Below are 24,996 nucleotides of genomic sequence, written 5' to 3' on the forward strand. Positions count from 1 at the left end.
GTTTTACCGGCTGGCTTTCAGTCCTCGGATGACGGCTGATGTGAAACCTGAAAGTTCCATCTCATTCAATCCTTTGATTGTGATACCACCCGGAGTTGTTACTTTATCGATTTCAGCTTCCGGATTGCTCTGGTTTTCCAACAGCAGATCGATTGCCCCTTTTACGGTGTGTACCACAATTTCCTGGGCTTGTTTCGGATAAAATCCTAATTCTACACCGCCTTCGATAGCTGCGCGAATATATCTCAAGGCGAAGGCAATACCACTTGACGCCAAAGCTGTTCCGGCTTCCATCAGTCGTTCTTCAATCAGAATCGCTTTTCCTAGTTCATTGAAAATAGAAAGAACCAGATTGATCTGATCTTCCGAAGCATTGCAGGCCGAGATAAAGGTCAGACTGCTTTTCACTTCAATGGCTGTATTTGGCATGACACGGAAGATTACCGGGTTCACCTGTACTTTCGATGCGATGCTCTTTTTGAGATGGCTGTTCAATTGTTCGAAGGTGACGCCTGCCGCAATCGATATGATAATTTGTTTGTCGAACTGCAGAACCGGGCGGATTTCCTCAATGACAGATTGTACTCGCCAAGGCTTTACGGCAATGATTACCAAGTCCGATTCGCGTACAGCTGTAATATTGTCGTGAGTCAGGTTAAAGTCTTCGTTGATGTTCCTCATCTTTTCGAGAGTCTCGTCAGTCTGGGCTGTACAAGTGATGTCACTGGCCTGGAAGATACTTCCTTGTGATAAACCTTTTGCGATGGCTCCACCCATGTTTCCGGAGCCGATGATTGTAATTTTCATGTTGTTTGATTTATAATGTTATTAACTTCTTGTTTGTCCGTTTCCGGTTATGATGTATTTATAGGTTGTAAGTTCGGGTAAAGCCATCGGACCGCGTGCATGCATTTTTTGAGTACTGATTCCGATTTCAGCACCAAAGCCGAATTGTGCTCCATCCGTAAACGCCGTAGATACGTTGGCGTATACGCATGCTGCGTCAACCTGCTTTTGAAAAGTAGCAATAGCTTGCTGGTCTTCACTGATGATACATTCGCTGTGCTTGGAACTATATTGAGCAATATGTTGCAAAGCCTCTTCGATGGATGCAACGGTACGTATGCTCATTTTATAGTCAAGGAACTCGGTTCCGTAACTATCTGCCGTTGCCGGCCGTAACAAATGGGCGGGATACTTTCCTTGTAGCGCCTTAAAAGCTGGTTCATCCGCATAGATAATGACCTGATGCTGGGCAAGCAAGGTACACAGATCGGGTAAATCTGCCAGGCGTTCTTTGTGGATAATCAGGCAGTCGAGGGCATTACATACACTGACTCGTCGGGTCTTGGCATTCGTAATGATGGCCTGACCTTTCAGTTTGTCTCCTGCTAAATCAAAATAGGTATGGCAGATTCCTGCACCCGTTTCTATGACAGGAATGCGGGCATTCTCCCGGACATATTGAATCAGTGCACTGCTTCCACGTGGAATCAGCAGATCAACCAGTCCGACAGCGTGCAGAAGTTCGGTGGTTGCCTGTCTGTCGGGTGGCAGTAATGTGCAGACAGCCGGCGGAACGCCATACTTTTCTACTATCTGATGGATAATTTTCACCAGAGCCCGATTCGAACAATCGGCATCTGATCCGCCTTTCAGTACGCAGACATTTCCACTTTTCAGGCAAAGCGAGAAGACATCGCAGGTGACATTCGGGCGCGCTTCATAAATAACCCCGATCACACCAAACGGTACGCTTACCTTTTTTATCGTCATTCCGTTCGGACGAGTAACCTCACTATAGACCTTTCCTAACGGCGACGGAAGTGTGGATACGTTCCGCATATCTTGAGCGATGCTTTCTATACGGCTTTCGGTCAGTTTTAACCGGTCATATTTCGGGTTTGAAATATCCATGCGCGACAAGTCTTCCCGGTTGGCTTCCAGGATATCTGCCATGTGTTCCAGCAAGGCCGAAGCGGTGTCGTTCAATATATCTTGTACCAAACTTTCGGAACAGCGTTGCAGGGCAATAACTGTTTGGGCAGCTTGTTGCAAAAGTTGTTGTGTTGTCGTCATAATGCTGATAAATATTCCGTTGGGGGTTGAAAACTCTTTATTATGAATTTAAATACAGATAGTCATAATGAATGATCGGTTTCTGCTCTTTCTGTCCCATCTTTTCACGGGCTTCCTGGCTGCTGTAGGCAGTACAGCCAATGCCAATGAGCTTTCCTTCCTCATTAATGACCCGGACTATATCGTCTTTCTCGAAGTCTCCTTTTACGTTGGTCACACCAACCAGTAAAAGACTGCTGGCTTTTGAAGAGGAAATGGCCTCTTCTGCGCCGGCATTGATGCAGAGCTCTCCTTTGGAAAAATCACCGGAATGTGCAATCCATTTCTTGATATTGCTGACATTCTTCTCGCCGGGTATAAAGCGCGTGCATTGGGTTGTTTCGGGATGATGGGCTATTTGTTCGAGAATGTCCTCTTCTTTCCCGTTCGCGATAAATACTTCGATGCCCTCGTTTGCTACCTGGCAGGCTATTTTGCATTTGGTCAGCATTCCGCCTCTGCCGAAAGATGATTTGCCGCTTTGAATATAAGAATCCAGATGTTGCTCTCCGGGTTTGATGGATGTGAGCAATTTACTTTGCGGATCGGCCGGATTACCGGTATAGATGCCTTGAACATTACTCAGAATAATTAAAGTATCTGCATTCATCATGGTGGCGATCAAGCCGGATAGCTCATCATTGTCGGTAAACATTAATTCCGTTACCGAAATGGTATCATTTTCATTGATGATCGGAATGACATGCTGGTTGAGCATGACTTCCATGCAATGTTTTTGTGTCAGATATTGGGTTCTTGTTGAAAAGCTTTCTTTGGTTGTTAAAACCTGGCCACAACAGATTCCTTGCTCCCTGAATAAACCATAATAACAATTCATGAGCTTGGCCTGTCCGATGGCAGAGTAGAGTTGCCTCGATGAGACAGCATCTAATGTTTTTCCTATCCTGATTTCGCTTTTCCCTGAAGCTACGGCTCCTGAAGAAATCAGCAAGATGTCTGTACCCGAGCGGTGCAGTTCGGCTATCTGGTCAACAAGAGCAGACATCCGTGTTATATCAAGCTTTCCGTCGGTTCGGGTCAGTACATTACTCCCTATTTTGATAACTATACGTCTTTTCATAATCGTTTACGAATAGGTTAGAGCGCAAAGCTATGAAATGAAAACAGGATTATCAATAATATGGGCCAAAAAATGCAAAAATGAAATAAATTCATTCAAAAAATAAGTCAGGAGACAGCAGCTTTAAGATATTTGCTGACTCCTGACTGTTCTTAAAGGAATGTTTCTATGGAATGGTAGGGAATTCAATCGTTTCACTGTTTTCGATCCAGTTCCGGACTGTAAAGTAACCCTTTTCGCTGCTGTCTTCGCCGACGGTATCACCGATAATAATTGTCAAGGTAAGTCGGTTGTTGGCAGTTAAAGTTGTATTTAACTTTTTAGAGACAGAATGAACGCTTCCATCGCTTAATGTAATGTTTAGTTCCAGTAATGGGTTTTCGTCGGAAGGGAAGAGCATGACTGTTCCGTTGGTCATTTGTTTGCCGTCTGCCGATTTGTTTAAAGCGAATTTAACGGTCTTGGTCTTGTTCTCGGGTTGGGCCGTGTAAAAATTCAGCTTTTCAGCAATATTATTGATGCGGACTTCCATCGTCGATATGTTCGAACTGAGTTGAGAATCATCGGCTGTTTTTACAATGACTTTAAGTCCAGCTACAGCTCTGTCGAGCGAGGTACTTAAATCGTCGCTGGCCAGGTTCTTTTCTTTTACTGCATAAACGAGGTCGAATGTCGGATTATAAGTATCATCTTTCTGATTTTTCCGCAGTTCAAGATACAGCGTGGATAAATCGGCTCCAAGTGTAATCTCCGGATTTTTTATGGAAGGAGAATCATAGGTGTCATCATTGCTGACAGGCGTTCCCCAGTAAACGAGGTTGTATGTATCTTCGGGTAATAAAAGTTTCCGGTAATAGCCTGAATAGATTTCCCCATTTTCGATGGGATAGAAGGCATTGAATACAGTAAGTTTTTCGTCTATGTAATTTCCAAAGTAAACGGAAGTGCCTTTTGTGCATGGATAGATGTCAAGGAATCCGGTTAATGGACTGGTTGATTGATCTGTGTTATTCACATAGGCCGTTAATTCCGGTGAGACAAGATTTAGAGATGAAATAGGATCGTCATACTCGTCGTCTTTTGAACATGATGCGACAGTCATCAGTAAAAGTGTGCCTGCTAAAATGATTCTTTTCATAAAAGTTTATTTTTAAAGTGAAACTTAATTGTTGTTTGTATTTATAAAACAAAGTAATCCGTTTATTGTTTCGCTTTTAATCGGATATTTCTGTTTTATGGTTGTATTTTAGATAAATACTTTTGTTTTAACATGAATAGGGATCAGTTGCTATGGAATAGTTTTTATATAATATTATATGTTTGGATTGTTATTATCTATTTTCCTTTCACTGCAGACGAAGAATATAGAATGATGTGAGAAATTATCTATTTTCCCTTGCTTTTTATTTAATTCATATTAGTGATGTAATTAATTTACCTATGTGAATTAATTAATTTACTATTGTGATGCAATTAATTCATATAAGTGAATTAATTAATATCTAGTTTATTTTTTACTTGAATTCAGTATGAACAGCATGAGTTTGAAATAGTTAATGATGAAATTGTGCTGGAAGAAAAGAAATAAAAACAGGAAAACCTCCTGCTTGTTCCGTCTGACGGAGAGCAGGAGGCTTTTATCATGTCAGAGAAGACCTGAAATCTCTCTTCAGAAAACCGGCGATTATTTTAATTTAGCCAAAGCTTCTTTGATTCGGCGCATAGCTTCTGTGATGTTTTCGTCGGAAGTAGCGTAACTCATACGGATACATTCAGGAGCTCCGAAAGCACCACCACCTACACATGCTACATGGCCGACTTCCAGTAAATACATAGCCAGATCGGCTGCGTTGTTAATTGTGCGGCCTTCAGCTGATTTGCCAAAATAAGAACTACACTTCGGGAACAGGTAGAACGCTCCTTGCGGAACATTTACTTCGAATCCCGGAATTTCTTTTGCCAATTTAACGATCAGGTCACGACGGCGTTCGAAAGCCTGGCGCATTTCTTCTACCGGAGCTTGTGTTCCCGTATAGGCTGCTTCGGCAGCTTTCTGAGAGACAGAACAAGGTCCTGAAGTATATTGACCTTGCAGTTTGTTCACTGCTTTTACAATCCATTCCGGTCCGGCAATGAAACCAATACGCCAGCCCGTCATGGCATACGCCTTAGAAACACCGTTTACGATGACAACACGGTCGTGTATTTCTTTGAATTGGGCAATACTTTCATGCTTTCCGATGTAATTGATGTGTTCATAAATTTCATCGGCGATGATGTATACTTGCGGATGTTTAGCCAGTACAGCAGCCAGACCAGCCAGTTCTTCTTTATTGTAAACAGAACCTGTCGGGTTTGACGGTGAACACAAAATCAGTAATTTGGTCTTCGGCGTAATAGCTGCTTCCAATTGAGCCGGAGTGATCTTGAAGTCTTGTTCGATACCGGCAGGAACAGTAACAGGAGTACCATCGGCTAATTTCACCATTTCCGGATAACTTACCCAGTATGGAGCCGGAATGATTACTTCGTCACCAGCATTTACCAAAGTCATGATTGTGTTGCAAACCGATTGTTTAGCACCGTTGGCACAAGAGATTTGTGCAGCTGTGTAATCCAAGCCATTTTCGTTTTTCAATTTGGCAACAATCGCATTGCGCAAAGCCGGATAACCTGCGACAGGAGAGTATTTGGAATAATTGTCGTCAATAGCCTTTTTAGCGGCTTCTTTAATGTGCTCTGGTGTATTAAAATCAGGTTCACCCACGCTCATGTTAATAATGTCAATACCTTGAGCTTTTAACTCACTACTTTTTTGAGACATTGCCAGCGTTTCAGACGGAGACAATCTGTTCAATCTTTCTGATAATTGTGCCATCGTTTATGAATATTAATTGTTTGAATTATTTTACATTGTGTAATGTATGTCCCATTCTTTCCTTCTTTGTTTTCAGGTAAAACATATTGTAAGGATTCGGGGTTACTTCGATAGGTACATTTTCTACTACCGAAAGTCCGTATGCTTCCAGACCAACGCGCTTTACTGGATTGTTCGTCATTAGTCGCATCTTGGTAATACCAATGTGACGCAAGATCTGAGCTCCTACACCATAGTCGCGTTCATCAGCCTGATGTCCTAAGCAAATGTTGGCTTCAATGGTATCCATTCCGTTTTCCTGCAGCTTATAAGCCTTCATCTTTTCCATCAAACCGATGCCACGGCCTTCCTGATTCAGGTAGATAACTGCACCTTTTCCTTCTTTTTCAATCATACGGAGTGCCTGATGAAGCTGTTCACCACAGTCGCATCGTAACGAACCGAAGATATCACCGGTTGCGCAAGAAGAATGAACACGAACCAGAACTGGTTCGTCTCCTTTCACATCACCTTTGATAATGGCAATATGTTCCAAACCATTGCTCTTCTGACGGAACGGGATGAGGCGGAAATGCCCGTATTCGGTAGGCATGTCAACTTCTTCTCCCTGTTCTACAATCGATTCCTGTTTCAGTCGATATGCAATCAAATCGGCAATGGAAATCAGCTTTATATTTTGTTCATCAGCAAACTTACGCAGTTCGGGCAGACGTGCCATGGTTCCGTCTTCGCTCATGATTTCCATCAGAGCAGCTGCCGGATATAAACCAGCCAGACGGCACATGTCAATACAAGCTTCGGTATGTCCGGCCCGGCGTAATACACCTTTTTCTTGAGCATACAGCGGATTAATATGTCCCGGGCGACCGAAAGTCTCCGGAGTCGATGCCGGATCGGCCAAAGCTAAAATGGTTGCGGCCCGATCGGCAGCTGAAACACCTGTCGTACAACCTTCCAGCTTGTCGATTGTAACCGTAAACGGTGTACCCAATACAGACGTATTGTTTGTTACCTGATGAGGCAGATCCAGTTCTTCGCAGCGAGATATCGTGATAGGAGCACATAATACGCCGCGTGCATTCTTCAACATAAAGTTGATTTTCTCGGGTGTCACTTTCTCGGCGGCAATAATCAGATCACCTTCGTTTTCACGATCTTCATCGTCTACAACGATGACAAATTTGCCTTCACGGAAATCTTCAATAGCCTCTTCGATTGTGTTTAATTTGAATTCGCTCATATGTTGTTTTTATTATCAATAGTTTCTTTTGACAAATGTAGTGAAAATATCATTTCTTTAATCTCATCGCTTACTTTTTGTACTGTATTTATATCCTGCCGCAATAACTTTCGCTGGTAAACGGCAAACAGATATATAATCAGTCCCAATGGGATGAAGCAGCCTATGCCTATCGCGACTTTTTTATTCAGGTTCGCGTTCAGCTGATGGTAGTTGCTGATGATCGGATAATCCATCAGTTTATTCAGCAACAAATTCTGGTCTGAATTCGACAGTTCTTCAACGATCGACTCCATTTCCTGAGCAATGGCTTCGGCTGTATGATCTTTACCTCCGGATTTCCAGTATTGAATGTAATTGATCCAGCGGCGGTGATTTTGCAAGTATTGCTTACAGTCGGCCGACAGTTGCGTCAAACGGGGCAAGATGGCGTCATAATCAGGTGTATAGATGATGACTTCCTTGCGTTCGACCTTTCGGCCGGCTCTTTTCCCTACCAAATTCTTCAGTGCGTTAATATAAGTGTCCGCATTCATAATGACAGAGTCGTTGACGGCCTTGTAGGTTAAGAATATACCTAAAGGCGTTAGAACGGCGGCACTCAGCCACATGCCTTCCCAAGCTTGCCAAATACCATCACGGGCCATTTTAAAGCCGATGTTGTCGATGATATAGTAGAAAATGAAAAGAAAGACCGAGATAACGACCGGCATTCCGAGTCCGCCTTTTCGGATAATGGCTCCTAAAGGCGCTCCGATGAAGAAGAATATCAGACAGGCAAACGAAATGGTAAATTTCTTATGCCATTCCGTCAGGTGACGGCGTACTTTATAGGCTTCATCTCCAATTGTAGAAGCCTTGAAAATCATTTCAGCCCGTGTGTTTTCTATCTTCGATTTGGCTTTGTTTAAGATAGCCGACTGTTTACCCGGTGACATGGATTGATACAGACTGTCGAAGTTAATCGTTATATTCTTGGCGAGAGGCGCTAATGAATCGATCGTAGAAATAGGTTGGCTTTTCCCGTCTACAATTTCATGTTTCGTAAATTCCTGGCGATAAGACTGCCGCAGAATGATGGAAGCATTCTCCCGTTTGATACTATCGAGGCGAAGGCCCATCGAGTCAATCGAAGCTTGTAGTTGTGATAATCCTTTTCCTATGTATTGATTCTGCATGAAAGACTCATCGGTCCGGTTGAAGTTGGCATCAAATTCAATCAGGATATCTTTGGTGGCAAACGATTCCCTGCGATAAGGAACAGCCGATTTGCTTTTTCCCTTCTGTGTCTGGTTTTTCAGGTTTTCAAAAGATTCGCCGTTGAATAAAGAAAGAACCAGATACAGTTTGTCTGCCGAAGTCTTTAATCTTCCTGAATCGGCAACAATCACGCGGGCATTATTAAATCCTTCCGAATAATCATAGATCATCACATCTTTTAGGAGTCCTGTTTTAGGTACCTTTTCTTTGACATACACATTAAAGCCCGTGATTTCTTTGTAAAATACACCTTCCGGAATTTCCAGCTCGGGTGATTTTTGTTTGATGGAATAAAGTAGCGTATAAAGTTTAACCTGTACAACAGGCATGATTCTGTCTTGGAAGAAAAAAGCTCCGATACTGACCATCGCAATGAAGATAATCAGTGGGCGCATGATGTGGATTAAAGAAACACCGGCCGATTTCATCGCCAGTAATTCCAGACGCTCTCCCAAATTACCGAAAGTCATCAGTGAAGCTAACAGAATAGACAAGGGCAGTGCCATGGGAACTAATCCCAAAGCTGCATAGAAGAACATCTCTGCCAAGACCTTCATTTCTAATCCTTTCCCAACCATGTCGTCGATGTATTTCCATAGAAACTGCATCAAGACAATAAAAAGGCAGATTCCAAAGGTCATTAAGAACAGCGGCAGAAAAGTCTGCAGCATAAAGGTGTATAATCGTTTTATTCTCAACATGCCTAATAGATTGGAGAGGCAAAAGTAGTGTAAAAAACGATAATATCCTCTTTTTTATATGTGAAACTACACTAAATGCCAAGTGTGCGTTTCAGGGTATCCACCTGAGAATCCCACAAGTCGATAGCATCTTCCTTTTCGTCGGGTTCAGCAAAATCTGTAATCTGTAACGCAGTAGTTCCTGTCAATTCCAATGTATGAATGGAAAATTCGAAATAAGACAAAGGCCCGGCATTTTCTGTTTCCAAGCAATAACGGATTTGTTCTTTCTGCTTGATCAGTTCTGCACGGGCCTTGATTTCGTCTTTGTTCCACATAAAGGTGTAGACATTGTTTTTTACGGTGACTTTTTCGGCGAACCAGGAGGAAAGTCCTCTTGACGTTGTGATGTGATTCCACAAACTGGATCGAGAGACGTTATCAAAAACGTATTCAATGTTAAACTTTTCTTTATTCATGGTCGAGAGCGTTTTTACGATTCGCAAATTACAGAAAAGTTTTCTGATTATCAAAAAAAATTGTATTAAAATTCTGTCTCATTATTAGTAAATTACCATTACGGTTGAAAAATGCTAGTGAAAAAAGTTTGCCGAAAATTTGGATGGTAAAAAAATAACCTCTACTTTTGCATCGTCAATCAGAAATGATAACGACAAAAACAAGAAAATGGCGAGATAGCTCAGCTGGTTAGAGCGCATGATTCATAATCATGAGGTCTCCGGTTCAATCCCGGGTCTCGCTACAAAAGTCAACCGTCACGATGCGTTCGTGGCGGTTTTGTTTTTTTTCGCCCGTATGTATGACTTGTTTCTTGTTAATGAATGTAGAAGCAATGAAATACAGGAATAGTTGTATGAAATATCAGTCGGATATTTGAAAAGTGACTGATTTTTTGTATTTTTGCGACGATTGAGTGTTGATGATGAGGGGGCGGGCGGTCCCCTCTTTTTGTCTGAATCATTCAGTAAGTAATCAATATACAAGCTGATGGATAATAAGAGGAGAAGAAAAGGCGGGACTGCCTTTTGATTCCCGTATCTTTTGAAAACGATTCTCGTTGGTTTTAAAAATGGTTTTCGAGAGAGTAGTTTTTCCTTATCGTATAATAAGAAAACAGATAATATAGCAAGCGAAGTATGATAGATAAACATTTGATAGAGAAACTGGTTGAGGAAAAATTGGCATCTTCGTCCAATTATCTGGTAGATGTTACAGTTCAGCCGGATAATGTCATTGTTGTGGAAATTGACAATGACGATTCTGTATGTATTGATGATTGTGTAGAGCTGAGCCGGTATCTGGAAGATCATCTGGATCGCGACGTGGAGGATTTTGAACTGGAAGTCGGTTCTGCCGGAATAACATCTCCGTTTAAAGTACTTCGTCAGTATCAAAAGAATATAGGAAATGAAGTAGAAGTCTTGCTGACAGCCGGAACGAAGCTGACAGGCGTATTGAAATCGGCCGATGAGAACGGTATCGTTCTGACCGTTGCAAAGCAAGTAAAGCCGGAAGGCGCCAAGCGTAAGGTGACGGTCGAAGAAGACCAGCCTTATACCTATCAGGAAATAAAGTATACAAAATATTTAATTAGATTCAAATAGTATGGCCAAAAAAGAGGAAACAGTCAGTATGATTGATACCCTTGCGGAGTTCAAGGAGTTGAAGAATATAGATAAGGATACAATGATCAGCGTGTTGGAAGATTCGTTCCGCAACGTGATTGCAAAAATGTTTGGAACAGACGAAAACTACGATGTGATCATTAACCCTGAAAAAGGTGATTTTGAAATCTGGAGAAATCGTAAGGTCGTAGCCGATGATGAATTGGAAGATTCAAATCTGGAGATTTCATTGACGGATGCCCGTCAGATTGATGCCGATTGCGAGGTAGGAGAAGAAATTACTGATGAGGTTCATTTTGCCGATTTTGGTCGTCGTGCTATCTTGAATTTACGTCAGACGTTAGCCTCCAAGATTTTGGAACTGCAGAAAGACAACCTTTATGCCAAATATAAAGATAAGATCGGAACGATTATTTCGGCCGATGTCTATCAGGTTTGGAAGAAGGAAATGTTGCTGCTTGATGATGATGGTAATGAATTACTGTTACCGAAGACAGAACAGATTCCGGGTGATTTTTATCGGAAAGGAGAAACAGCTCGTGCTATTGTACAGCGCGTAGACAATTATAATAATAATCCGAAAATTATCCTTTCCCGTACAGATAAATTGTTCTTGCAGCGTCTGTTTGAATTGGAAGTTCCGGAAATCAACGATGGCTTGATTACCATTAAAGCGATTGCTCGAATCCCGGGAGAGCGTGCTAAAGTGGCTGTTGAATCGTATGATGACCGTATTGATCCGGTAGGAGCCTGTGTGGGTATGAAGGGATCTCGTATTCATGGAATCGTGCGCGAGTTGAGAAATGAGAATATCGATGTGATCAATTACACGTCAAATATATCTTTGTTTATTCAGCGAGCCTTGAGTCCGGCTAAGATTTCTTCCATTCGGGTGAATGAAGAAGAAAAACGGGCCGAAGTCTATTTGCGTCCGGAAGAAGTATCTCTGGCTATTGGTAAAGGCGGGTTAAATATCAAGTTGGCTTGTATGTTGACCGAGTATACAATCGATGTATTCCGTGATATTGAAGGTGCTGACGAGGAAGATATTTATCTGGATGAATTTGCAGATGAAATAGATGGTTGGGTAATTGACGCTCTGAAAAATATCGGTTGCTATACAGCGAAGAGTGTATTGGCAATACCAAGAGATGAACTAGTAGAGCGGGCTGACTTGGAAGAATCGACAGTAGATGATGTTTTATCCATCTTGGCTGCCGAATTTGAGGATGATGAAAATAATGATTAAGTGTTACGACAAAGTTTAGTATGCCTATAAGATTACAACAAGTATTAAAAAGAATGAACGTGGGGCTCAATACAGTGGTTGAGTTCCTGCATAAGAATGGATATCCGGAGGTAGAATCAAATCCGAATACCCGGTTGAGTGATGAACAGTATGCTTTGCTCGTAAAGGAGTTTGGGAAAAATATGCCTGCAGCGGAGACGGATAAGCGTGAGTCTTCGCATATATACAATAAGAAAAGTGCGGCAACTGTAGCAAGAGAGGGACAGTCCGTGGAGATAAAAACAGAAGTTCCGGAAGAGTTCCGTCCGAAAATAGTGATGAAAGGTCATATCGAACTGGAACATGAGAAAAAAGATGAAGTTCCTTCTGAAACGGCTTCCGCTTCGGTTTCGGTCGACAAAAAAGCTGAACCTGTAGTTCAACAGGAAGAAAAAGTCGTTCCTGCCGTAGAAAAAGAGAAACAACAAACTGAGAAAGAAGAAGTAAAAATAAATATTGTGAATAAAGAGAAAGCCGAAGAGAAGCAGCCGGAAATGGCCGCTCCAAAAGAAGAAGAAAAAAATCAACCCGTGGAATCTGGTTCATCAACGGCGTCGGCTGAGAAAACTGACAATGAGCTGTTCCGATTAAGTACCCCTAAATTTGAATCGAATATCAAAGTTACGGGTAAAATAGATTTGGAAGCCCTGAATCAGTCAACTCGTCCGAAGAAAAAGTCGAAGGAAGAAAAGCGGAAAGAACGTGACGAAAAACAAGGAAATAATCGTCCGGGACAACCGAACTTTAAGAAGGATCAGAACAAACAGCAAGGAGGAACTCCAAAAGCAACCTTAGCCTCCAATGAAGAAGGTGATGGCAAGAAAAAGCGTAAACGTATCAAGAAAGATCGTGTCGATGTAGCCAATGTTGCGAATGGTGGTGGTAATAATTATCGTCAGAATGGAAACAATCGGGATGAACGTAAGCCTCGACTGAAAAAGCCTGTTAAGGCCGAAGTTAGCGAAGAAGATGTTCAGAAGCAGATAAAGGAAACATTAGCCCGACTGACAAATAAGAACAATAAGAGCAATAAAGGTGCTAAATATCGTCGGGATAAGCGTGATGCTATCCAGAAGCGTGAACATGAATTGATGGAACAGGAGGAAAAGGAAAGCAAAATCCTGAAGTTGACTGAATTCGTTACAGCAAACGATTTGGCCAACATGATGGATGTTCCTGTTACGAAAGTCATTGCTACTTGTATGAGTATTGGCATCATGGTTTCTATCAATCAGCGTTTGGATGCGGAAACGATTAATATTGTTGCTGAAGAATTTGGCTTCAAGACGGAATACGTTAGTGCGGATGTAGTTGAAGCAATCAAGGCGGATGAAGATGAAGATAATGAAGAAGACTGGGTACCACGTCCACCGATTGTAACGGTGATGGGACATGTTGACCATGGTAAGACTTCTTTATTGGATAATATCCGTAACGCGAATGTGATTGCTGGCGAAGCCGGTGGTATTACCCAGCACATCGGAGCTTACAATGTGAAATTGCCTAATGGCCGTCGTATTACATTCTTGGATACACCGGGTCATGAAGCTTTTACAGCTATGCGTGCTCGTGGTGCGAAAGTAACAGATATCGCCATTATTATTGTAGCTGCCGATGATAGTGTGATGCCTCAAACGGTAGAAGCTATCAATCATGCTTCGGCGGCAGGTGTGCCTATTGTATTTGCTATTAACAAGATCGATAAACCGCATGCCAATCCGGATAAGATAAAAGAGGAACTGGCTAATATGAACTACCTGGTAGAAGACTGGGGCGGTAAGTATCAGTGCCAGGAAATTTCAGCCAAGAAAGGTATCGGAGTTGATGAACTGTTGGAAAAAGTATTGCTGGAAGCCGACTTGTTGGATCTGAAGGCTAATCCGAAGCGTCGTGCAGTGGGTTCAATCATTGAATCATCATTGGATAAAGGTCGTGGATACGTATCAACAGTTCTGGTAGAAAACGGTACGCTGAAGATGGGTGATATTGTTTTGGCAGGAACACATTATGGACGTATCAAGGCTATGTTTAACGAACGTAACCAACGTGTAAAGGAAGCAGGACCATCAGAACCGGTATTGATTTTGGGTCTGAATGGAGCTCCGCAGGCTGGTGATACATTTAATGTACTGGAAACAGAACAGGAGGCTCGTGAAATAGCCAACCGACGCGAACAGCTACAGCGTGAATTAGGTCTGCGTACACAGAAGATGCTTACATTGGACGATATAGGACGTCGTATTGCAGTTGGTAACTTCCAGGAACTGAATGTCATCGTTAAGGGTGATGTGGATGGTTCCGTAGAGGCCTTGTCTGATTCTTTGATTCGTTTGTCAACAGAAGAAATCCAGGTGAATGTAATCCATAAAGCAGTCGGACAGATCTCTGAATCGGATGTAGTTTTGGCGGCAGCTTCAAATGCTATTATCATCGGTTTCCAAGTACGTCCGTCTTTGTTGGCTCGTCGAAATGCTGAGAAAGAAGGCGTTGAAATCCGTTTGTATTCTATCATCTATGATGCAATCAATGAGGTGAAGAGTGCTATGGAAGGAATGCTTTCTCCGGAAATTCGTGAAGAGATTACAGCCAATGTAGAAGTTCAGCAGGTATTCAAGATTTCTAAAGTGGGTACAGTCGCTGGATGTCTGGTTAAAGAAGGAAAGATCAAACGCAGTAATAAGATTCGTTTGATTCGTGATGGTATTGTAATCTATTCCGGCGAATTAGGTTCTTTGAAGCGTTTCAAAGATGATGTGAAGGAAGTCGTAGCTGGTCAGGACTGCGGTTTGAATATCACGAACTTTAATGATATTCAGGTTGGAGATGTGATTGAGGCATACGAAGAAACTGAAATTAAAAAGACTTTATAATCAGATGAACTGGTTAGACGTAGTTTTATTGTGTCTGGCCGGATTCGGTTTTGTGAAAGGCCTGTTTGATGGAATCATCAAACAGGTTGTTTCGCTTATAGCCCTTGTGGCTGCTATCTTCTGTTGTGCCAAGGTAGCCGACTGGTTACGTGGTTATATCCTTGAACTTGGTTGGTTTCCGGAGTATGGAGTTACGGTGTTAAGTTATCTGCTCGGTTTTATGTTGATCATAGGCGTATTGAAGCTGACGGGCGACTTGATGAGCAAACTGATAGGAGTGACACCCTTGGGTGTATTGAACCATTTGTTAGGCGGCTTGTTCGGCTTTATGTTTATGATGTTTTTCCTGAGTCTTACCCTTAATGTTTTGGAATACATCGACCGAGGTTCAGTCTTAATTCCCCGGGAACAGAAAGTAGAGTCTCGATTTTATGGTTACATTAAACAGATTGTCCCAACCATTTTCCCTTCTAACTTGTTTAGTATAGAAGAGTGAATGGTTTTCTTATATAATATAATGTATATATGCAAGATTCAAATAGTGTGTTGAATGAAGTAACGAATGGAGAGTACAAGTATGGATTCGTTACGGATATAGATACAGAAGTAATTCATCGGGGTCTTGATGAAGAGACCGTGCGGATTATTTCTGCCAAAAAGCATGAACCAGACTGGTTATTGGAATTCCGCTTGCGCGCTTTTCGGTACTGGCAGACATTGGAAATGCCGAACTGGGCCTTGCTGAAGATTCCCCCCATTGATTATCAGGATATCATTTATTATGCGGCTCCGGTTAAGAAAGACGGACCGAAAAATCTGGAAGAAGTAGATCCTGAATTGTTGAAGACATTCGATAAGTTAGGTATTCCTTTGGAGGAACAGAAAGTATTGAGTGGCATGGCTGTGGATGCAGTTATGGATAGCGTTTCTGTCAAAACAACTTTCAAGGAAAATTTGGCAGAGAAAGGAATCATATTCTGTTCAATCAGTGAAGCCGTGCAGAATCATCCAGATTTGGTAAAGAAATATTTGGGAAGCGTGGTTAGTTATCGGGATAACTTCTTTGCAGCTTTGAATTCGGCTGTGTTTTCGGATGGCTCATTCATTTATATTCCGAAAGGAGTACGTTGTCCGATGGAGTTAAGTACTTATTTCCGTATCAATGCGGCCAATACAGGTCAGTTTGAACGAACCTTGATTGTGGCTGACGATGAATCATATGTCAGTTATCTGGAAGGATGTACTGCTCCTATGCGTGATGAGAATCAGTTGCATGCCGCTATTGTTGAGATTGTGGCTCACGATCATGCCGAAGTTAAATATTCGACTGTTCAGAACTGGTATCCGGGAGATAAAGACGGAAAGGGCGGTATTTATAACTTCGTAACAAAGAGAGGCTTGTGTAAAGGCGATTACAGTAAGATCTCCTGGACACAGGTTGAAACAGGTTCGGCTATTACCTGGAAGTATCCGAGTTGCGTCTTGGCTGGTGATCATTCGGTAGGTGAATTTTATTCAGTTGCTGTAACGAATAATTATCAGCAGGCAGATACGGGAACGAAGATGATACATTTGGGAAAGGATACGCGTAGTACAATTGTTTCCAAAGGTATCTCTGCCGGTCATAGTCAGAACAGTTATCGTGGATTGGTGAAAATATCCCCGCGTGCTGAAGGTGCCCGTAACCACAGTCAGTGCGATAGCCTGTTATTGAGTCCGACGTGTGGCGCTCATACATTCCCTTATGCCGATATTCAGAATGAAACAGCTGTCGTGGAGCATGAGGCAACAACGAGCAAGATCAGTGAGGAGCAGTTGTTCTATTGTCAGCAACGTGGTATTTCCGTTGAGGAAGCTGTCGGCTTGATTGTTAATGGATACGCTCGCGAAGTCATGAATAAGCTTCCGATGGAATTTGCTGTCGAGGCGCAGAAACTGCTGAGCATTTCATTGGAAGGAAGCGTCGGCTAAACATGGAGCTGGTCAGGAAATCCTGACAGACAAATGTCCGCTGCAAGAGAACGGCCGGAATGCGAAAACAAGGATAAAAGAGATAAATATGGAGAGTGGATGTAAATGGATAGGATGCTGTCTCCTGTCGATGTTGTCAGTGCAAGGAATACAGGCGCAGTTTTATACTGGGAACGATGTAGACGGAGCACGTTGGAGTCTTGGATTCACCGGCGGTGTATTCGTTCGTCCGATTTTGTCGGATAATCCTCAGCGGGTTTCCACAGGAGACGGAAGTGAGTCATTCGGAATTAAGGGTGAATATTTTTTACCCAAGAAATGGGCGGTCTATGCCGGTTATGAACGAACGGAATTGAATTATGGATATTCGAGTCGAAGCCTGGAAGGAATAGGTGTTGGAGTTAAGCGTTATTTCGTTCCTGATAGGTGGTTTGTTCAGCCTTATTTAGGAGCCGGATGGCTGTTTAACTGGGGCGACCGGCATGAAGATAGTACAACGGGCGCCTCTTCCGGAAATTGGTCGATCGAAGTCCGGCAGAAGGCGGTTAATCCGCGGGCAGTATTTGTTCCTTCGGTCGGTGTCGATTTTTACTTGTTTTCGTCGGTAGCGTTTGTCATACGTTATGACTTGGGACTTGGTCTTGGCTCTCATACTCAGATTGAAGCAGTGGATAACAAAGGTGTGACATATCAATTGCGGGACAAAGGAATGTATCAACGATTGAATTTAGGTATTAAGGTTACATTCCCGATGCGGTTCTCTCAGCAGGATGGTTTCTCGTTGGGCGGAATTATTGGAAGTTTGATAGAAAACTGGTTTTATCGGCTTGACCAGAACAGTCGGGAGTATTATTATAGATGATAAAAGGAGGAAAACAAAATATGTTAGAGATAAAAAACTTGCATGCCAGTATCAATGGCAAAGAGATATTGAAAGGTATTAACCTTTCGGTGAAGGCGGGCGAAGTTCATGCGATCATGGGCCCGAACGGTTCAGGAAAAAGTACCTTGAGCAGTGTGCTGGTAGGAAATCCGGCGTTTGAGGTTACTGAAGGAGAAGTTACTTTCAACGGAAAGAATCTGTTGGAATTGTCTCCAGAAGACCGTAGTTGTGAAGGTTTGTTCCTGAGTTTCCAATATCCGGTGGAAATTCCGGGTGTAAGTATGGTGAACTTTATGCGTGCAGCAGTCAATGCTCATCGGAAATATAACGGGCAGGCTCCGGTTTCAGCTACTGAGTTTCTAAAGCTAATGCGTGAGAAACGGGCAATTGTCGAGTTGGATAACAAGTTGGCGAGCCGTAGTGTGAACGAAGGATTCTCGGGAGGTGAGAAGAAACGTAACGAGATTTTCCAGATGGCGATGCTGGAACCGAAACTCTCTATTCTGGATGAAACAGACTCAGGTTTGGATATTGATGCTTTACGTATTGTAGCAAGCGGCGTCAACAAGTTGAAGACTGCTAATAATGCTACAATCGTGATTACTCACTATCAGCGTCTGCTGGATTATATTAAGCCGGATGTGGTGCACGTACTTTATAAAGGTCGTATTGTAAAGACTGCCGGTCCGGAACTGGCTCTCGAGCTGGAAGAAAAAGGTTACGACTGGATCAAGAAGGAGATGGGAGATTTGTAACAAATCAAACTAGGCACGGATTTCACGGATGACACGGATATATGTTGTATGAGAATTTAACTAAAGAAATTATTAGCGCCTTTTATGAAGTTCATTCTATTTTGGGTTTTGGATTCTTGGAGCAAGTATATCAGAACGCCCTTTATAAAGAATTAAAACGGCGAGGATTACATTGTGAAGCTCAAAAGCAACTAAAAGTCTATTATAAGAATGAGGTTGTAGGTAATTACGTAGCTGATATCGTAGTGAATGATCAAGTTATATTAGAGTTAAAGGCGGTATCAGCATTGCGTCCTGAACATGAATGGCAGTTAGTAAATTATCTGAAGGCAACAGGCTTGAAAGTCGGTTTATTACTGAACTTTGGCTTATCAGGAGAAGTTAAGCGAAAAATATTAACGTGAAAACTGTGTAATCCGTGTAATCCGTGCCAAAAATGGATAATAAATAAGAAGTATGAAAGCAGAACAACAATATATTGATCTCTTTACCCAGTATGAAGATTTGATCTGCCGCAAGAGTGTGCCGGTATTGAATGCGTTGCGTGCGCAGGCATTCGCCGACTTTGAGCGGTTAGGCTTTCCTTCGTTGAAGGGTGAAGACTATAAATATACGGATGTGGAAAAGGCTTTCGCGCCTGATTATGGAATCAATATCAATCGTCTTGATATACCTGTCAATCCGTATGATGTGTTTCACTGTGATGTTCCCAACCTGAGCACCTCACTTTATTTTGTGGTCAACGATTCTTTCTATGAGAAGGAATTACCGAAGGCTCATTTACCCGAAGGTGTCTATGTGGGAAGTTTGTGTCGCTTTGCGGCTGAGTATCCGGAAGTGGCGGCACGCTATTATGGCAAGCTGGCGCAGACTTCAGCCAATGGAGTAGTGGCTTTGAATACGATGCTGGTGCAGGATGGTTTTGTTGTGTATGTTCCGAAGAATATGGTCTTAGAACGTCCTATCCAGCTGGTGAATATATTCCGAAGCGATGTCGATACGATGGCCAATCGCCGTATTTTATTCATTGTTGAAGAGAATGCTGAAGCGCGTCTGCTGGTGTGTGATCATAGCATCGACGATGTGAAGTTCTTCTCCAACCAAGTTATCGAGATCTTTGCCGGAGTAAATGCGCGGGCTGATTATTATGACCTGGAAGAAAGTTCCGTCTCAACGACTCGTTTCTCTAATCTGTATGTCCGTCAGGAAGCAGGCTCGAATGTGGTTGTCAATGGGGTTACGTTGACGAACGGACTGACGCGTAATAATTACTTTGTATCGCTTGAAGGTGAAGGCGCTGATCTTTCTCTTTGTGGCATGTCGGTATTGGACAAGGAACAACAGTTGGATACCTATTCGTTGGTGGAACATAAAGTTCCTCGCTGTACATGCAATGAATTGTTCAAGAATGTCTTGAATGATCGGGCTGTGGGTGCGTTCAGCGGACGCATCTTAGTACAGCAGGGAGCTGATAAAACTGAGGCTTATCAGACGAACCGTAATTTATGTGCTACACGCGAATGCCGGATGTACAGCAAGCCACAGTTGGAAATTTATGCCGACGATGTGAAATGTTCGCACGGTATGAGTACCGGACAGTTGGATGAAAACGCCCTCTTCTACATGCAGAGCCGTGGTATTCCGCGTGACGAAGCTCGCATGTTGCTCAGCGTTGCGTTTACTTCAGACGTCATCGAACACGTCCGTCTGGAAGCATTGAAAGACCGTTTGCATAAACTGGTTGAGAAACGTTTCCGTGGAGAACTGGCAAAGTGCGCCGGATGTCGGATCTGTAAATAAAAAGAGCAATAAGGATAAAATGACATAGGTTTGTCATCTGTTTGTCATATCAGTGGTTTACATTTGCCGGTGTAAATCAAGAGATAATTTATCCTTTAAATATTTCTATTTTAGTATGGGCTGCTTTTACCTACGGCGGTGGGTAAGGCAGCCTTTTTTATTTGATGCCGTCCGGCTTTTCATCGAGTTATACACATCTCAATTAAACATTGTATCTTTGTGGGTTGTTATCAATAATGAATTTAATCTATACAGCAATGACTTTCGATATAAAAGCTATACGGGAAGATTTCCCGATCCTTTCTCATCAGGTTTACAACAAGCCTCTGGTTTATTTCGATAATGCGGCAACGACACAAAAACCGCGTTGTGTGGTCGAAAAGATTGAAAACGGATATTATAATGTGAACGCGAATATTCATCGTGGTGTACACTTCCTGAGCCAGGAAGCAACCGAAGCGCACGAAGAAGCCCGCCGTACGGTACAACATTTCCTGAATGCCCGTTCATCTAATGAGATTGTCTTTACACGGGGAACGACAGAATCCATCAATTTAGTAGCCAGCAGTTTTACCGACGAATGTATGTCGGCCGGAGATGAGGTGATTGTTTCGGTCATGGAGCACCATTCCAATATTGTTCCCTGGCAAATCCAGGCAGCGAAGAAAGGTATTTCCCTGCGGGTTATCCCGATGAACGAGAAAGGAGAACTGCTGCTGGATGAATACCGGAAACTTTTCACGGAGAAGACCCGTCTGGTCGCTGTAACGCAAGTATCAAATGTTTTGGGAACAGTCAATCCGATAAAGGAAATAGTTGCGATAGCCCACGAACACGGAGTTCCTGTGCTGGTTGACGGTGCGCAATCTACTCCGCATATGAAAGTAGATGTGCAAGACCTGGATGCTGAATTCTTTGTTTTCTCAGGGCATAAGATTTACGGTCCGACCGGCATTGGTGTACTGTATGGAAAAGAAGAATGGCTGGATAAACTTCCTCCTTATCAGGGCGGTGGTGAAATGATTGCCACAGTATCATTCGAAAAGACCGTATTCAATGAATTACCATTTAAGTTTGAAGCCGGCACGCCGGATTATATTGGCAGTGTTGCTTTGGCCGAGGCTTTGCGTTATGTTGATAATATCGGTATGGACCGCATAGCAGCGCAGGAACAGGATTTACTCCAGTATGCTACCGAACAGCTGAAACAGATCGAAGGCATGCGTATCTTCGGTGAGGCGGCTGATAAAGGCGCCGTTATTTCTTTCCTGGTCGGAAATATCCATCACTATGACATGGGCATGCTGCTTGACCATCTGGGCATTGCCGTGCGTACGGGTCATCATTGTGCACAGCCTTTGATGCAGGCTTTGGGAATAGAAGGGACAGTTCGTGCTTCGTTCTCATTCTATAATACGCGTGAAGAAGTAGATGTGCTGGTTCGTGGTATCGAACGAGTACGTAAAATGTTCTGATGCTGACTACCTGAAGTAGCTGAATGCAGTTTCATTGAGTATCTTTAACTATTTATAAGTAGCTGGCGCTATACGAAGTCTTTTCAGATAAAGAATTATGCGTATATTTGCGCCATAGAATTATAAATAGTCATTTCCTTAGTAAAAATTCAGACTTGAAATTTTACTTTAAATGCTACTCAGGCATTTATGTTAGTAAGAGAGTGGAGGGGTTCTTTGTGAAAAGGGCTCCTTTATGTTTTTTCTGGATATGATTTCCTCTTTCTCTTGTTTATTTCTGCGTTGGAAATGAAAATTCTTCTTCGTACAAAGTCTGTCCTTGCGAATCATTCAGGGAAATCTGATAAACAGCTTTGCCTTCTTTCAGTTGCGAACTGCCCAGCAGATTGATCCGATAGCGGATTTCTTCTCCTGGTTTAATGTTTGTAATGGGAATGACTTCCGAATTACGGATTCGTTTGGCTTCTTTTTTCCCTTTCAATGCAGGAAGTAACTGCCGTATATTTTTAGATCCGTTATTATGGATAATGAAAGTCAGGTGCGCATGTTCGCCCGCTTCCAGCGTTCCGTCCCGGTTTTCATCCGTCAGCAGAATATCTTTGATAACTAATTGGGGAACTTCTCTTTCTTCCGGTCTGCTTGTTTGTGCAGGTTGTTCCTTGTACGGATTGGCAGCAGCGGCGCCCAAAGCACTTCCGGCAACTCCTCCTACCACCGAACCTATTAACGATCCGCCCCAGCCTCCGATACGATCACCCAATAAAGTACCAGAAACGCTGCCAATCATGCCTCCGGTCTGCATGGCAAACATTTGTTTGTTTTGCGGAGTCATTGTTTTACAGCCCGTACTTGTTAGCATGAAGCTGGCGAATAATCCGATTAAATAAGTTGTTTTCATATAGTCTTTCCTTCCTTCGGGATAAAGTTACAAATATTTATCATATAACTGATTCAGAGGCTGATTTGTTTTGTTCATTTTCGAGGTAAGATAAATTTGTTTTTCCCCGTAGGATTATTTTGAATGGCCTATTATTAATTCTTTCGATTCTCGGCAGAAATTCTTTAGTTCACGTCGTGGATTACTTAGTTCTCAGCGTGGATTACTTAGTTCACGCCGTGAACTACTTAATTCACGGCGTGAACTAAAGAATAAGTCGTATAGTTTATCTTTTATGATGGTTGCTTTTATAGAAAAGGCAGATAAAGAGTTGAACAATCCGGTGGTAAAAGATTTCGCCGGATAACGCACAAAAGCCTCACTTCCCAGCGAGGCTTTCATGTTATCGGAAATAACCAATAAAAACTTTCCAATATTACATCATCTTATATGCTTACATAAATTAGCGATATGGTTTTGGTTTTAGCGATTATACTAATAGTGTTACGTTCATTTTGACAATGCAAAGATACTTCCCTCTTTCAGGCTGATCAATACCTACTTATGAGTAAAACGACTGTCTTCTTATACCCGATTATGAGTATTTGCCGCTTTTCGGTCTTTTTAGTATAAATATGTTTCATGAAAAATGCCTTTGTCAATACCTATTCCGTGGTATTTGCCAAAACGCTGTACTTATCTGTTGGTATTTAAATAGCTTATTATGAATAAATACCTATAAATCAGTAAACCGTTGGGCTTTATACCTAATTGCTGTGATTGATTCCCCTTCGATAGTCCTATAGTTTTGCACAAAATTTAAAAACAGAATGAAAAGATTAGCAAATTTTCTGGTATTGTCGTTGTTTGTGGCTACTCCTCTGATGGCTCAAGAAACAACATCTGAGCAGTCAGCAGCTGAACAGTCGGCAGAAATTTATGCCAAAGGATATGATAAATTCCGCTTTGGCGGCTACGGAGAAGCCTTGGTCAACTTTATGGATTATGGAATTAACCGGTATACACGTCCGGAAGGAAATGAAAAGGCACATCGTAATTCCATTTCTATTCCCAGGTTTGTCCTGGCTTTCGATTATAAATTCAATTCCAAATGGATATTAGGTGCCGAGATCGAATTTGAAGCTGGTGGAACAGGTTCGGCTTATGAACTGGAAAATACAGAGAATGGTGAATACGAAACGGAAGTAGAAAAAGGAGGTGAGGTAGCGTTGGAGCAATTTCATATCACCCGTCTGATTCATCCTGCTTTTAATGTACGGGCAGGTCATCTGATTGTCCCGGTTGGTCTGACCAACGAACATCATGAACCGATTAATTTCTTCGGGACTTCGCGGCCGGAAGGTGAAACAACCATTCTGCCTTCTACCTGGCATGAAAACGGAATCGAGGTATTTGGTACGTTGGGTAGGAAGTATGCCCGTTTTAATTATCAGCTTCAGATCGTTACCGGATTAAATGCCAATGGCTTTGACCGGAATACATGGGTTGCCAGTGGGAAACAGGGAATTTTTGAGACCGATAATTTTACTTCGCCAGCTTATGTGGCCCGTCTAAATTATATAGGTGTTCCCGGATTGAAGTTGGGAGGTTCGTTCTACTATTGCCATAATACGGGAGCTAATTCCGACAAGACGGCAACCTATAAATCTATCGGCGACATTCCGTTGCGGATTTACACGGCCGATGTACAGTATAAGAATAAATATCTGACGGCCCGTGCCAATATGGTCTATGGAAACTTGGGAAACACGGTGGAACTGAGCAATGCCAATGGCAAACTGTCCGGGCTTTCTCCTTACAGCCGGGTAACGCCAATTGCCAAGAAAGCGGTTAGTTATGGTGGTGAAGTAGGCTTTAACTTACGTTCGCTTTGCCGGGATAATACGCGTGTCCCGGTGATTTATCCCTTTGTCCGGTATGAATATTATAATCCGCAGGAAGAAGTCTTGAGTCCGCATACGGCAGAACTGCGGAATAAAGTCAGTATGTGGACGGCCGGTGCCAACTGGTATGCTTTACCCAATTTAGTAGTGAAAGCCGATTATACAACGCGTCGTATAGGTGGCGGCAAGTACAACAGTGAAAATGAATTTAGTTTGGGTGTGGCTTATATCGCCTGGTTCTTGAGTAAATAAGTATAAATCCTTTAATAT

General features: G+C 42.5%; 20 protein-coding genes and 1 tRNA gene. 12 read left to right on the forward strand and 9 right to left on the reverse strand.

Going from position 1 to position 24,996, the window contains the following annotated elements; all coding sequences use genetic code 11:
- Nucleotides 1-3: 3 nt before the first annotated feature.
- The 8 genes from proC to NEE14_RS13840 form a co-directional block, all read right to left on the reverse strand.
- Nucleotides 4-807, reverse strand: a complete 804-nt coding sequence (gene proC, locus NEE14_RS13805) for a pyrroline-5-carboxylate reductase (protein WP_251967233.1) — start codon at nucleotides 805-807, stop codon at nucleotides 4-6.
- A gap of 21 nt (nucleotides 808-828) precedes the next feature.
- Nucleotides 829-2,079, reverse strand: a complete 1,251-nt coding sequence (locus tag NEE14_RS13810; RefSeq protein WP_251967234.1) for a glutamate-5-semialdehyde dehydrogenase — start codon at nucleotides 2,077-2,079, stop codon at nucleotides 829-831.
- A 40-nt stretch (nucleotides 2,080-2,119) separates the two neighbouring features.
- Nucleotides 2,120-3,199, reverse strand: coding sequence for a glutamate 5-kinase (gene proB, locus NEE14_RS13815; RefSeq protein WP_251967235.1), 1,080 nt, complete (start codon nucleotides 3,197-3,199; stop codon nucleotides 2,120-2,122).
- Between the two features lie 166 nt (nucleotides 3,200-3,365).
- On the reverse strand, nucleotides 3,366-4,337 hold the full coding sequence (locus NEE14_RS13820) for a FimB/Mfa2 family fimbrial subunit (RefSeq protein WP_251967236.1): 972 nt from the start codon (nucleotides 4,335-4,337) through the stop codon (nucleotides 3,366-3,368).
- 546 nt (nucleotides 4,338-4,883) lie between these two features.
- Entirely contained in the window at nucleotides 4,884-6,077 is a 1,194-nt protein-coding gene (locus NEE14_RS13825; protein WP_251967237.1) for a pyridoxal phosphate-dependent aminotransferase, read from the reverse strand.
- 25 nt (nucleotides 6,078-6,102) lie between these two features.
- Complete coding sequence (locus tag NEE14_RS13830; protein ID WP_251967238.1) at nucleotides 6,103-7,317, reverse strand: bifunctional 3,4-dihydroxy-2-butanone-4-phosphate synthase/GTP cyclohydrolase II; 1,215 nt, start codon at nucleotides 7,315-7,317, stop codon at nucleotides 6,103-6,105.
- On the reverse strand, nucleotides 7,314-9,278 hold the full coding sequence (locus NEE14_RS13835) for an LptF/LptG family permease (protein ID WP_338578744.1): 1,965 nt from the start codon (nucleotides 9,276-9,278) through the stop codon (nucleotides 7,314-7,316). The genes NEE14_RS13830 and NEE14_RS13835 overlap by 4 nt, the downstream gene beginning before the upstream one ends.
- A gap of 71 nt (nucleotides 9,279-9,349) precedes the next feature.
- Nucleotides 9,350-9,736: an START-like domain-containing protein gene (locus tag NEE14_RS13840; RefSeq protein ID WP_251967240.1), complete on the reverse strand. Its 387-nt coding sequence runs from the start codon at nucleotides 9,734-9,736 to the stop codon at nucleotides 9,350-9,352.
- Between the two features lie 210 nt (nucleotides 9,737-9,946).
- Here NEE14_RS13840 and NEE14_RS13845 point away from each other — a divergent pair.
- The 11 genes from NEE14_RS13845 to NEE14_RS13895 all read left to right on the forward strand — a co-directional run bounded on the left by NEE14_RS13845 (nucleotide 9,947) and on the right by NEE14_RS13895 (nucleotide 21,945).
- A tRNA-Met gene (locus NEE14_RS13845) sits at nucleotides 9,947-10,020 on the forward strand.
- Nucleotides 10,021-10,414: 394 nt separating this feature from the next.
- On the forward strand, nucleotides 10,415-10,882 hold the full coding sequence (rimP, locus tag NEE14_RS13850; protein ID WP_251967241.1) for a ribosome assembly cofactor RimP: 468 nt from the start codon (nucleotides 10,415-10,417) through the stop codon (nucleotides 10,880-10,882).
- A 1-nt stretch (nucleotide 10,883) separates the two neighbouring features.
- The gene (nusA, locus tag NEE14_RS13855; RefSeq protein ID WP_251967242.1) at nucleotides 10,884-12,152 is read left to right on the forward strand and encodes a transcription termination factor NusA; all 1,269 of its coding nucleotides are present in this window, start codon (nucleotides 10,884-10,886) and stop codon (nucleotides 12,150-12,152) included.
- 20 nt (nucleotides 12,153-12,172) lie between these two features.
- Nucleotides 12,173-15,061 carry a translation initiation factor IF-2 gene (gene infB, locus NEE14_RS13860; RefSeq protein WP_251967243.1) on the forward strand — a complete coding sequence of 963 codons (2,889 nt, stop codon included), beginning with the start codon at nucleotides 12,173-12,175 and terminating at the stop codon, nucleotides 15,059-15,061.
- 4 nt (nucleotides 15,062-15,065) lie between these two features.
- A complete protein-coding gene (locus tag NEE14_RS13865; protein ID WP_251967244.1) occupies nucleotides 15,066-15,557 on the forward strand; it encodes a CvpA family protein in 492 nt (163 codons plus the stop codon).
- A 29-nt stretch (nucleotides 15,558-15,586) separates the two neighbouring features.
- Nucleotides 15,587-17,032 (forward strand): Fe-S cluster assembly protein SufB, encoded by a 1,446-nt coding sequence (gene sufB, locus NEE14_RS13870; RefSeq protein ID WP_251967245.1) that lies wholly within the window; start codon nucleotides 15,587-15,589, stop codon nucleotides 17,030-17,032.
- An 88-nt stretch (nucleotides 17,033-17,120) separates the two neighbouring features.
- Entirely contained in the window at nucleotides 17,121-17,894 is a 774-nt protein-coding gene (locus NEE14_RS13875; RefSeq protein ID WP_251967246.1) for a hypothetical protein, read from the forward strand.
- Between the two features lie 20 nt (nucleotides 17,895-17,914).
- On the forward strand, nucleotides 17,915-18,670 hold the full coding sequence (gene sufC, locus NEE14_RS13880; protein ID WP_251967247.1) for a Fe-S cluster assembly ATPase SufC: 756 nt from the start codon (nucleotides 17,915-17,917) through the stop codon (nucleotides 18,668-18,670).
- A gap of 41 nt (nucleotides 18,671-18,711) precedes the next feature.
- Entirely contained in the window at nucleotides 18,712-19,074 is a 363-nt protein-coding gene (locus NEE14_RS13885) for a GxxExxY protein (protein ID WP_251967248.1), read from the forward strand.
- Nucleotides 19,075-19,126: 52 nt separating this feature from the next.
- A complete protein-coding gene (sufD, locus tag NEE14_RS13890; RefSeq protein ID WP_251967249.1) occupies nucleotides 19,127-20,470 on the forward strand; it encodes a Fe-S cluster assembly protein SufD in 1,344 nt (447 codons plus the stop codon).
- A gap of 257 nt (nucleotides 20,471-20,727) precedes the next feature.
- The gene (locus NEE14_RS13895; RefSeq protein ID WP_251967250.1) at nucleotides 20,728-21,945 is read left to right on the forward strand and encodes a cysteine desulfurase; all 1,218 of its coding nucleotides are present in this window, start codon (nucleotides 20,728-20,730) and stop codon (nucleotides 21,943-21,945) included.
- A 271-nt stretch (nucleotides 21,946-22,216) separates the two neighbouring features.
- Here NEE14_RS13895 and NEE14_RS13900 read toward each other — a convergent pair whose 3' ends face one another.
- The gene (locus NEE14_RS13900) at nucleotides 22,217-22,843 is read right to left on the reverse strand and encodes a hypothetical protein (protein WP_251967251.1); all 627 of its coding nucleotides are present in this window, start codon (nucleotides 22,841-22,843) and stop codon (nucleotides 22,217-22,219) included.
- 809 nt (nucleotides 22,844-23,652) lie between these two features.
- On the opposite strand from NEE14_RS13900, the gene NEE14_RS13905 reads away from it, so the two are divergent.
- A complete protein-coding gene (locus tag NEE14_RS13905; protein ID WP_251967252.1) occupies nucleotides 23,653-24,978 on the forward strand; it encodes a hypothetical protein in 1,326 nt (441 codons plus the stop codon).
- Nucleotides 24,979-24,996 lie beyond the last annotated feature (18 nt).

The organism is Parabacteroides sp. AD58 (assembly GCF_023744375.2).
Lineage (GTDB): Bacteria > Bacteroidota > Bacteroidia > Bacteroidales > Tannerellaceae > Parabacteroides > Parabacteroides absconsus.

What these genes read in the sequence shown, in the direction of transcription:
- NEE14_RS13885 (WP_251967248.1), top strand. Translation starts at nt 18,712, where the DNA reads ATGTTGTATGAGAATTTAACTAAAGAAATTATTAGCGCCTTTTATGAA.
- NEE14_RS13830 (WP_251967238.1), bottom strand. Translation starts at nt 7,317, where the DNA reads ATGAGCGAATTCAAATTAAACACAATCGAAGAGGCTATTGAAGATTTC.
- NEE14_RS13825 (WP_251967237.1), bottom strand. Translation starts at nt 6,077, where the DNA reads ATGGCACAATTATCAGAAAGATTGAACAGATTGTCTCCGTCTGAAACG.
- proC (WP_251967233.1), bottom strand. Translation starts at nt 807, where the DNA reads ATGAAAATTACAATCATCGGCTCCGGAAACATGGGTGGAGCCATCGCA.
- sufC (WP_251967247.1), top strand. Translation starts at nt 17,915, where the DNA reads ATGTTAGAGATAAAAAACTTGCATGCCAGTATCAATGGCAAAGAGATA.
- NEE14_RS13820 (WP_251967236.1), bottom strand. Translation starts at nt 4,337, where the DNA reads ATGAAAAGAATCATTTTAGCAGGCACACTTTTACTGATGACTGTCGCA.
- NEE14_RS13840 (WP_251967240.1), bottom strand. Translation starts at nt 9,736, where the DNA reads ATGAATAAAGAAAAGTTTAACATTGAATACGTTTTTGATAACGTCTCT.
- NEE14_RS13875 (WP_251967246.1), top strand. Translation starts at nt 17,121, where the DNA reads ATGGAGAGTGGATGTAAATGGATAGGATGCTGTCTCCTGTCGATGTTG.
- nusA (WP_251967242.1), top strand. Translation starts at nt 10,884, where the DNA reads ATGGCCAAAAAAGAGGAAACAGTCAGTATGATTGATACCCTTGCGGAG.
- infB (WP_251967243.1), top strand. Translation starts at nt 12,173, where the DNA reads ATGCCTATAAGATTACAACAAGTATTAAAAAGAATGAACGTGGGGCTC.
- NEE14_RS13900 (WP_251967251.1), bottom strand. Translation starts at nt 22,843, where the DNA reads ATGAAAACAACTTATTTAATCGGATTATTCGCCAGCTTCATGCTAACA.
- proB (WP_251967235.1), bottom strand. Translation starts at nt 3,199, where the DNA reads ATGAAAAGACGTATAGTTATCAAAATAGGGAGTAATGTACTGACCCGA.
- sufB (WP_251967245.1), top strand. Translation starts at nt 15,587, where the DNA reads ATGCAAGATTCAAATAGTGTGTTGAATGAAGTAACGAATGGAGAGTAC.
- rimP (WP_251967241.1), top strand. Translation starts at nt 10,415, where the DNA reads ATGATAGATAAACATTTGATAGAGAAACTGGTTGAGGAAAAATTGGCA.
- NEE14_RS13835 (WP_338578744.1), bottom strand. Translation starts at nt 9,278, where the DNA reads ATGTTGAGAATAAAACGATTATACACCTTTATGCTGCAGACTTTTCTG.
- NEE14_RS13810 (WP_251967234.1), bottom strand. Translation starts at nt 2,079, where the DNA reads ATGACGACAACACAACAACTTTTGCAACAAGCTGCCCAAACAGTTATT.
- sufD (WP_251967249.1), top strand. Translation starts at nt 19,127, where the DNA reads ATGAAAGCAGAACAACAATATATTGATCTCTTTACCCAGTATGAAGAT.
- NEE14_RS13905 (WP_251967252.1), top strand. Translation starts at nt 23,653, where the DNA reads ATGAAAAGATTAGCAAATTTTCTGGTATTGTCGTTGTTTGTGGCTACT.
- NEE14_RS13895 (WP_251967250.1), top strand. Translation starts at nt 20,728, where the DNA reads ATGACTTTCGATATAAAAGCTATACGGGAAGATTTCCCGATCCTTTCT.
- NEE14_RS13865 (WP_251967244.1), top strand. Translation starts at nt 15,066, where the DNA reads ATGAACTGGTTAGACGTAGTTTTATTGTGTCTGGCCGGATTCGGTTTT.